The 10,478-nt window shown below is 36.6% G+C and carries 4 protein-coding genes; 3 read left to right on the top strand and 1 reads right to left on the bottom strand.

All coding sequences use genetic code 11. The features are described from left to right. On the bottom strand, nucleotides 1-1,589 hold a 1,589-nt coding region (locus tag ACFIQE_RS07765), incomplete at its 3' end, for a ShlB/FhaC/HecB family hemolysin secretion/activation protein (RefSeq protein WP_375707474.1). 985 nt (nucleotides 1,590-2,574) lie between these two features. Between ACFIQE_RS07765 and ACFIQE_RS07760 the strand changes: the two genes are divergently transcribed. The 3 genes from ACFIQE_RS07760 to ACFIQE_RS07750 all read left to right on the top strand — a co-directional run. Beyond that, nucleotides 2,575-7,548: a DEAD/DEAH box helicase gene (locus ACFIQE_RS07760; RefSeq protein ID WP_375707473.1), complete on the top strand. Its 4,974-nt coding sequence runs from the start codon at nucleotides 2,575-2,577 to the stop codon at nucleotides 7,546-7,548. Between the two features lie 1,553 nt (nucleotides 7,549-9,101). Further along, complete coding sequence (locus tag ACFIQE_RS07755; RefSeq protein ID WP_375632688.1) at nucleotides 9,102-9,839, top strand: hypothetical protein; 738 nt, start codon at nucleotides 9,102-9,104, stop codon at nucleotides 9,837-9,839. An 82-nt stretch (nucleotides 9,840-9,921) separates the two neighbouring features. Further along, nucleotides 9,922-10,478, top strand: a 557-nt coding sequence (locus tag ACFIQE_RS07750) for a hypothetical protein (protein ID WP_375707472.1), incomplete at its 3' end; no start/stop codon positions are given.

Below are 10,478 nucleotides of genomic sequence, written 5' to 3'. Positions count from 1 at the left end.
CGCCCATAATCCAAACCAACATAAGGGCGAAGTTCTCCAAAAACCTTTTTGAAGGTCGCGTGATTGCTCCACGGAATGGTGCGTAGCAACAAATCATTCCGGCTAAAAAAACCGTTATTGCCAAAAAGCAAACTCTCACGCGTGCCACGAACATTGGAAGCGCCCCCCAACGAAATCTGTTCAGCTCCCAATAAATTATGCGGTGAATATTGACCACTCAAAAGATTGCTCAGTATAAAGTCCAAGCCCCCTATCTTAAAAGGCGTCATGACACTAAGCGTACCGGTAAATTTGGCAAATTGTGGCTCCGCATCCCCTGCTCCTGGCGCATGTTTCTTTACTGAATGAAACAAGGGAAGACCTTGCAAATAACTCACATCAAAGGTCCAAGTCCCCCCCAACATCTGGCGCGAATGCGAAATCCCAAAATTGGCGACGCTATATTGACGGCTGCCCACTTCAATCTTATTGCCAAGAAGGTAATTGTTGGTTCTTTTATAAGAAAGACCCAAATTCAAGGTTGTAAGGGAAACACTATCACGGTAAAGAACCCTGCTTGTACTGGCGTGCAACTCACTGGAATCCCCCGTCGTCTCAATATCGGTAAAATTGCCAGGGATTATGCTTTGGTAATTATAAACAGTGCCATTCAATCCAAAGGTCCAATAACCATATGGAATACTCACACTCGCTGAAATGTTATTACTATGTCCTTCTTGCTTGCTCCCACCCCAATAATCGGGCTCACTGCGTTGATAGTTAAAATCCCACGCATCATTCATCCCTAAAATATTTTCTACCCTCAAGCCCGCACTATAACGCGCATAACCCGTGGAAGATTGTCCCATATTGTCATGAGAAACAGTAACCTTGAACGTTTTATCGGGATGATTGTTAATATTGACAATGGTGCTCCCTTCTTCACTCCCTGGAAGAAGTTCGCTTTGAGCGTGTGCTGAACTCAAACGGTTGATCTGATCAAGCCCCTGTTCAATATCGCGCATGTTCAGAACATGACCTTGAAGCCCAGGAAAAGCACTCCATACAACATTATTATAACGAGACGCCGGTGAACCATTATAGTAAATCTCTGAAAGCTTGCCCTCAACGACAACAAATTTGAGCGTCTTGCTGTTTTTGATATCTTGATCAGGAATGTAAAAACGCGCCGTTACATAGCCTTGATCCAAATAAACTTTGGTTAACTTCTTGATTAAGAGCTGAATATCGACAAGACCGATACATCTTCCAACATAAGGCTCTGTTACGGCTGATATAGAGCGCTTTTTGACATGGTGCACTCCCTCAACAACAACAGCATGAATTGGAAAACATTGCTTCCCACCCAAAAGCGTTTCTGGATTTTGCTCTGAAGGCGTCTTTATCCTTTTAGGCGTTAAAGACCGTAATTTCTCAATTCTTTCTAATTGCTGCTTCTCAGATTGTTGGCGAGAAAAATTATCGGTTGGGGAATGAAAAATAGCTGAGGAGCGCGCATAAACATTTACACCTGTAAACAAGCCAAAGAAAACAACAATGGCACGAAAAATTCTCAAAAGAGAACTTTGGCGTAAAAATACAGAAAACAATACAGATTTCCCCGCTTTGCACTATTCATGAAGCACTCTTTAAAAGAACTTCATGGAACCGCTAATAAACCCACTCAAAACAGCCACTGCCCTATAACACTTTTAACAAAAGCACATGCCTCTGTAACCAAAGAAAAGTGACACCCAAAAACTGCTTTATTTTAACTGCTGAAGATCTCTCCCCCACATTTATATGAAAAAACCTCTAAACAAAACTGTTTAGCCCGTCAATGGTTAATACATCAATATCCCCAGTTTAATGCTACAATATATTTATCAATAATTAGAGATAAATTCACTCTCCAGCTCCTCTAAGCCACTCAACACGCATATAAACGAGACATCATGCGATCAAGAACATCCTGTCGTCAAAAACCATCATAGAAAACAATAAAGAAACCTCTTTTAAAACTTTCTACTCAAATAGGCAAAACTCTCTGTACAGCGCATTAAGCAACCGTTCTCCAAAGATAATGATCTGAACAGAAGAGTTTTGTCCAGTGCTGTCAGTCTTGTCAGTTCTTTTTAGAGCCTATATTATTTTTTTAAATGAGAAAAAATTAAAAACATTATATTTCAATATGTTAGCATTTTAATGATACAACCTATATCGACAATACAACCTTAAATACAATCAATAATATATATTTGTCAGTTTGTGTCTGTAAATTGAACTGACAAACTAGATTATTTTAGTGACTCATAAAACCTATCAAAATACTCATTATGATATCTTAAAAGCACATATCAAATTTGTCTTTTTTCCATAAAATAAACAGAAAATTTCACTATTTTGCTGATCTTATCCTATGCCATGGGCTGTGGATAAGTACCTTTAAAAACTCTTTTGAAAAAAATTTATCCGTTTTTTCGCATTTTTCTGCATTTTTTTCACCATTTACTCAAAATGGATTTAATAAGCTTCATTTTGATTCTTTTGAAGAGAATTAATCAATAGAATATATTGTCATGGAGTTTATTCTTTATGCTTCGCCCTCATCATTCTGATAATGAACACGTCACTTTACGCTCTCTCTTAGAATATTATCGTCAACAAGCAAAATCACCCCGTGAATTGGGAACGCTGTTTGAAAACCTTGTCATGGCTTATCTTATGTATGACCCTCTCCATTTTGGACGATATGAAACGGTTGAGAGCTATTATGAATGGGCTAAAGAGCGTGAAGGTTGGAATAAAAATGATATCGGCATTGATCTGGTGGCAAAGCTTCGCAATCAAGAGGGATATGTGGCTATTCAATGTAAGTTTTATAAAGCTGACCATCAGATCAGTAAAAAAGATATTGATAGCTTTATCGCTGCCTCTGGAAAAGACATCTTTAAATATCGTCTTCTCGTCGATACCACGGAAGTGGAATTAAGTGACAATGTGAATGCCATGATCAAAGGACAAGCGATACCCGTTTATCGCATTGACCTTCGTCATATGGAAAACAGTCGTATAGATTGGCAAATATTTGCAACTAAAAAAGAAATTGTTCTTAAATCAATAAAAGAGCCTCGTCCCCATCAAGAAGAAGCCATCAAGAAAGTCTGTGAAGGTTTAAAAGAAGCAGACCGTGGCAAGCTGATCATGGCATGTGGTACGGGGAAGACTTTCACCAGTTTGAAGATAGCAGAAACCCTTGCTGGGAAAGGCAAGCGTGTTTTGTTTCTGGTCCCTTCTCTGGCTTTAGTCTCACAAACAATCCGTGAATGGACAGCCGATGCACAAGTACCTTTGCGTTCTTTTGCTGTGTGTTCGGATACAAAAGTAGGCAAGCGTCGTAAGAACCAAGATGATATTGTTGGCATGGAAACATCAGATCTTGTTCTCCCTGCTACCACGGATGCCCAAACCCTTGCCAAAGAAGCTTGCGAAAACCTAGCAGATGCAATGACGGTGGTGTTTTCAACTTACCATTCTATCCAAGTGATTTCAGATGCGCAAAAAGAGCATGGTTTACCCGAATTTGATCTAATCATTTGCGATGAAGCACATAGAACAACTGGGGCTGTGTTAGGAACAGACAAGCGTGAATCTGAATTTATCAAGGTTCATGATAACAGAATCATTCGGGGTAAAAAACGTCTATATATGACAGCAACCCCCAAAATCTTTACAGATAAGATAAAAAGGAAAGCTGACCTATCTGATACTGTTCTTGCCTCTATGGATGACGAAAAAATTTATGGCAAAGAACTGCATCATTATACATTTGCGGAAGCTCTAGAACATAAACTGTTATCACCTTGTAAAGTTATCATATTAGTTGTCAATGAAAAAGAAGTAAGCCAATCCATTCAACATCTTATTACCGATAAGAATTATGAACTTATTCTTGACGATAGGACCAAGATTAATGGCTGTTATAGAGCCCTTACCAAAATGGATCTGAAACTTGATCTTGAAGATGACCCCAATCCCATGCGTAGAGCTTTAGCATTTTGCAAAGATATTGATACTTCTAAACGCATATGCAAGGAATTCAAAAAAGAAAAAGTTCAAGAATCTTTGCACGCCCTTCATAAAAACTATAAAGATACTCCCCCTCTTAACTGTACTCTTGCCCATATTGATGGAACCTTTAGTGCTAAAGAGCGTACAAAACAACTTGACTGGTTAAAGGAAGATGCGGGGGAAAATACGTGTCGTGTGCTAACCAATGTACGCTGTCTTTCTGAGGGTGTTGATGTTCCTGCTCTTGATGCTGTTCTATTCTTACACCCGCGAAAAAGTCAAATTGAGATTATTCAAGCAATAGGCCGTGTCATGCGTCGAGCAGAGGGTAAGAAAAGAGGCTATATCATTCTACCCGTTGGAGTACCGGCTGGCATTCCACCAGTACAAGCCTTGGAAAATAATCCAAAATATGATGTCATCTGGCAAGTCGTCAATGCTTTGCGTGCCCATGATGAGAGTTTTAATAAAATAATCCACCATATGTCCATAAAACAGGACGTAAGCTATGCCCTTGATATTATTGTTCCTTCTCAAAAGGCTACCTCAGAAGATACAACTGTGGTTATTGATGACTTACCTATACGCTCAAAATCAGAATATTCAGGACTGAACATTGGATCACCAACTTATGAATCCTTTCACGGATATAAACCAGAAGAAGAATTATCCCTTTTTTCTCAATATCCGGATGTCATTAGAGCAGCTATTGTTAAGAGAAATTACGACCCTAGCTATTGGAAAAGATGGGCAACCAATGTTGCTGATCTTGCTCAAAATCATATCACACGCTTAACCGAAGTTTTAACAAAATCAGAAACGGAAACGCGGCGGGTGTTTAATGGTTTTATGACCGAATTACGTAACAATTTAAACACGACCCTCTCCGAAGAAAATGCGATTGAAATGCTTGCACAACATCTTGTGACGCGTCCAGTCTTTGATGCTTTGTTTGAGGGGCATCAGTTTGTTCAAGAAAATCCCGTCTCTTGTGCTTTACAACGTGTACTTAATATCCTTGATAAAGTTACTCTTAAAGAAGAATCTCAAGATTTCAGAACTATCTCTAGGAATGTACAATTTTACACACGAGGAACTACAAGTCTTGAAGCACAACAAAACTTAATTGTAAAGCTTTATAATGAATTTTTCCGTCATGCTTTTCCGCGTACGGTAGAAAAATTAGGAATTGTCTATACGCCCATTGAGGTTGTGGATTTTATCATTCATTCTGTTGATGATGTTTTACGCAATGAATTTGGAAAAAGCCTTGGTTCACGGGGTGTCTCTATTCTTGACCCTTTCACGGGAACGGGTACCTTTATTACACGGCTTTTACAATCAGATCTCATCAAACCAGAGGATATGGAATATAAATACCGTTATGATATCCATGCCAATGAGATTGTCTTACTTGCCTATTACATAGCAGCGATTAACATTGAATCGACCTATCATAGTATCATGAAAGGAGAATATATCCCTTTCAAGCATATTGGTTTGACTGATACGTTTCGGATGCTTGAAGAAAAGAATCTGCTGCAAAAATTATTCAAAGAAAACAGTGAATATTTAGAGCATCAAAAGAAACTGGATATCGAAGTTATTTTTGGTAACCCTCCTTATTCGATAGGACAAAAAAGCGAAAACGACAATGCAAAGAACACTCCCTATCCCATATTAAATAAACGTATTGGTGACACTTATGCCGCTCATTCAAAAGCAAGTCTTATGCAGGCGCTTTATGATAGTTACATCCGCGCCATTCGCTGGGCAAGTGACCGTATAAAAGACCGTGGTGTGATTGGTTTTGTTACAAATGCAAGTTTTATAGATACAAAATCTATGGATGGCTTACGCAAATGCCTCGTTGAAGAATTTAGCAGCCTTTATATTTTCCATTTACGTGGTAATCAACGAACCTCTGGAGAACTTTCTCGCAAAGAAGGTGGAAAAATTTTTGGTGAAGGTTCTCGTGCCCCTATAGCGATTTCTATTTTGGTTAAAAATCCAAATGCACAACAACATGGGAAAATATATTTCCGTGATATTGGAGATTATCTCAATAGAGAAGAAAAGCTTAAGACAATTAAAAAATTTGGCAGCATTAATGGTATTACACGGAGTAAACAAGGTTGGCAAATAATTACACCGGATAGGCATAATGATTGGATAAATCAACGTGATGACAGTTTCAAAACATTTCTAGCTTTAGGTGTTAAGAAAGGTCATGATACAAAGCTTTTTGAAACTTATTCCTGTGGCGTTCTAACCAGTCGTGATGCGTGGGCATACAACTCAAGTCGTAATGCTTTATCAAAAAACATGTACAACATGATTAACTTCTATAATAGCGAAGTGGAGCGCTTTAACGAAGCTTATGGACATGTTGATCGCAAAATACGTGAAAAGGCTATAGACAATTTCGTTAACGCTGATGCTACAAAGATCAGTTGGAGTAGTACTCTTAAACGAGAATTTATAAGAGAAAAATTATTTGAGTTCGAGGAGACGTGCTTTATTCAAAGTATTTATCGCCCTTTTACAAAACAATGGCTCTATTATAATCGTGCTTTCAACGATAGAGTTTCCATAATGCCATGTATATTTCCTATAGGAAAATCAGTTGAAAATAAAATGATACAACTTACAGGCATAGGAGCAAAAAAAACCTTTTCTGTTCTTATGATTAAAGCTGTGTCTGATTATCAGGTGATAGAAAACGGTCAATGCTTTCCGCAATATCTTTATGAAGATATTGTATCCTTAAAAGAGAAAAGTGAAAAGCAATCCCATTTATTTACAAACTCTATAGAGGAAAACAAAACAGCTGGTTTACAACGCCGTGATGCCATTACGGATGAAGGATTAGCACATTTTAAAGCCGCTTATCCTAATGAAACTATCACTAAAGGTGATCTATTTTATTATGTTTACGGGATTTTGCATTCAGAAGATTACCGCACCCGTTATGCTGATAACCTCTCTAAAGAATTGCCTCGTATCCCTTGTGTAAAGAGCACTGAAGATTTTTGGAAATTTGTAACTGCAGGGCGTGAACTGGGGCATTTGCATATGAACTATGAAACTGTAGAACCTTATCCTGTAACCTTTAAAAAAGGTGATCCAAAACTCACTGATATCCCTAATCCTGAAAAATTCTATTATGTTACAGAAATGAATTTTTTTGGGAATAGTAAAGTAAAAGATAAATCGACAGTTTTTTACAACAGCAATGTCACAATGACAGATATCCCTCTTGAAGCTTATGAATATATCGTCAATGGTAAACCCGCTCTTGAATGGGTTATGGAACGGCAATGTGTAAAGACTGATAAAAAGAGCGGCATTGTTAATGATGCCAATCGCTATGCTGTTGAAACCGTTGGAAACCCTGCTTATCCTTTGGAGTTGTTTCAAAGGGTTATTACCGTAAGTTTAGAAACAATGAAAATCGTTAAGAACTTACCAAATTTGGTATTAAGAGAAACTGAATAACTTATAAAGCATGCTTACAAATGGGTATGATAAACTCGTAAGGGGTATAGAGCTTATAACTGTAGTCTATACCCCTTTATACATTGCTTGCATACAATCTTTAAAAGGATAATTTATCATGCGTTATTCTAAAAAGAAGAAACTTGCACTTTTAGATACTCTTATTTGGATTGCCTTTAAGAGGTTATATCGTAATCTAAAATGAGTGCTTTATTGTTTTCAAAAGCTTTGTTTAAGGAGAGTTATATATATATATTCATTTTGCTTATAGGTTTTGAAGGTGTAAAAATCGTCAAAACCCCCTCAAAACGTATATTATTAGTTGAATTTATAGGTTGTGTTATCAATATGGGTTGTTTTTTTAAGATCTGTAAAATCTTAACCTATTGAAAAATAACGTTTTTGCTTTTTATCGTTTTTTTTACATAATAGCAGCAACCCTCAAAACTCAAAACCCCTTCAAAACTCATAACCATAATGATTTTGATAGCATTTCATATGAGTTACAAGCTATCTTTTGAAAGGCTTTAAAGGGTCATACGCTTTTCATAAGACACGTTTTAATGACTCACTAAAATGATCACTTTTGTCAGTTCAATTTACTGACACATAACTGACAAATATATATTTACAGTTGTATTTATGGGGTGCATCTTAATAAGGGTTGTATCATTAAAATACTAACATATTGAAATATAATGTTTTTAATTTTTCTCATTAAAAAAAATGATATAGGTTCTAAGAAGAACTGACAAAAATGACAAAAGTTTATTAAAAGGGATTTTGCTCATCTCTATAATGATCAGTTTCTACTGAGATGTTTTCATAACAGACAATAAATCGCAATTATCCTATTTATCGTTTCTCTTATGAAAATGAAAAATGATGCCATGACTATAAAGAACATAACAGCTATAAAGAATGCGTAAAAACAGTAAACTTGAATACTCATATGCAAATGAAAGCATTTGTTTATAAAGACAGTCCCTATAAAGGCTGTTAAGTCTAAAATGTGCTATTAAAAGAAATTAACAGAAATCTTAAAATTCATTTAGCAACAAAATTGATAGGTTATAAAGTTTAAAATACGCATTATGAGAGCGTTTCTAAATATTATAAATGTATAGATTCAGAAAATAACGCAATCTTTTAAGAAAGCCAATAATATAGCTTTAAAAGCATATAAATATAAAAGAAGCAACTAATAGGCATAAGATATTATCAATACACAACATATTTAAAAAAATACAAAAAATATCAAAAAAGATAAAATATTGTTTGACAATAAATACGTATTTTGTTATGTAAATACTTAAGTGATTCAAAACACTAAACATACAGTGGATAAACAACCAAAATTGTTTACTTCCTCTACAAAATTCGATTATTACAACGCTTTATATTATAAGTGTATGTATTTATGTCGGGTGTGCTTATGCCATACAATACCCTTATGGGAAAAGCATAGCAACGGACTGTATGCCGTGTTTTGAACGCCCGGCGCCCTTTATAGGCTGTCAATTCAAAACTTTTAAAAACATACAGGTTTAAATATGACAAATATCTCAAAAAACACCCCCGTTAATAAGAAAAAAACATCTAAAAAATATGAGTTTACTGGCGAAATGGATTTTGTGACTGGTCTCATATTATACCGTATACGTGCTTTAAGAGATTTTGGGGATGTCAAAGCTGGCGATCTTGGGGGGTATATTGAAAACGAAAGTAACTTATCTCACAAAGGCAATTGCTGGGTTTATGACAAAGCGCGCGTCTTTCAAAATGCAAGGGTTTCAGGGAATGCTAAAGTAAAAAGCTTTTTTGTAGACGTTTGTGGGAATGCAAAAATTTATGGGAATGCTATTTTTGAAGGCATGTTATTAAAGGACAATGCAAAGCTTTATGGAAATGCTCATGTTCGCAATGCCGTTGTAATTGAAGGCAATGCACAAATTTATGATAACGCCCGTGTCACTGATCATGCTCATATTTCCGATAATGCCGTGATTTGTGATGATGCTCATATCGGTGGCAATGCAAAAATAAGCGGCGCTGCTCATATTTGTGATGGCTCGCGTGTTTTTGATGATGCCGTGGTTTGTGGGGCTCTTATCTCTGGCGATTCTTATGTTCATAGCGCCGCCTCTTTAACTGCTGATGATCATATTTGGGATGAGGCATATCCAGAATTTGGGAGTGAAGATGATTATTACCGTCATGAATATTATGCTGATTGTGAGTGGTATTATGACGATTATAATGACAGCGAATATGAAAATGATGCTGCGTAAATAACGCGCAGGCGCGGCGGGGGCGTCCCTCTTTAAAACATCTCATTCTAAAATTTAAATCTCTTTATACAGGAATTGTGCCATGCAAAAGAAGTTTGCACTCACAAATGAGACACGTGTAATTAGTAATCAAATTCTTTATCGTATCCAAGCATTAAAAGACTTTTCTGATGTTAAAGCTGGTGCCTTGGGGGGCTTTATCGAAAAGGAAGATAACCTCTCTCATGATGGCAATTGCTGGGTGTATGATGAGGCTCTTGTGTTTAAAAATGGTCACGTTTATGAAAATGCAAGGTTTTTTGGCAATGCTATCATTTGTGGTCATATCTATGGTCATGCGCGGGTTTATGACAATGCTATCATTGCTGGCTATGTTTATGATAATGCCCATGTTTATGGCAATGCTGTTATTTCTGATAATTCCCATGTTTATGGTAATGCACATGTGTATGGCAAGGCTATTATTTATGATAATGCCTATGTTTATGACAATGCTAGGGTTTATGAAAATGCTCGTATAGCAAATAACGTGCATGTTTATGAAAATGCCAATATTCATGGAATTGCTGTTATTCGTGAAAATGTCGGCGGGTCTACTAAAATAAAAACCTATACTGAACGTCTCTCTCCTTATGGTGA

The sequence above is a fragment of the Bartonella sp. AA1HLJMS genome, from assembly GCF_042197445.1.
GTDB lineage: Bacteria > Pseudomonadota > Alphaproteobacteria > Rhizobiales > Rhizobiaceae > Bartonella.
Note: the sequence above shows the minus strand (reverse complement) of the source record. Positions and strands in the feature narration are given on the sequence as shown.

Excerpts from the sequence above, each read along its gene's own strand:
- ACFIQE_RS07755 (WP_375632688.1), top strand. The coding sequence starts at position 9,102 with ATGACAAATATCTCAAAAAACACCCCCGTTAATAAGAAAAAAACATCT.
- ACFIQE_RS07760 (WP_375707473.1), top strand. The coding sequence starts at position 2,575 with ATGCTTCGCCCTCATCATTCTGATAATGAACACGTCACTTTACGCTCT.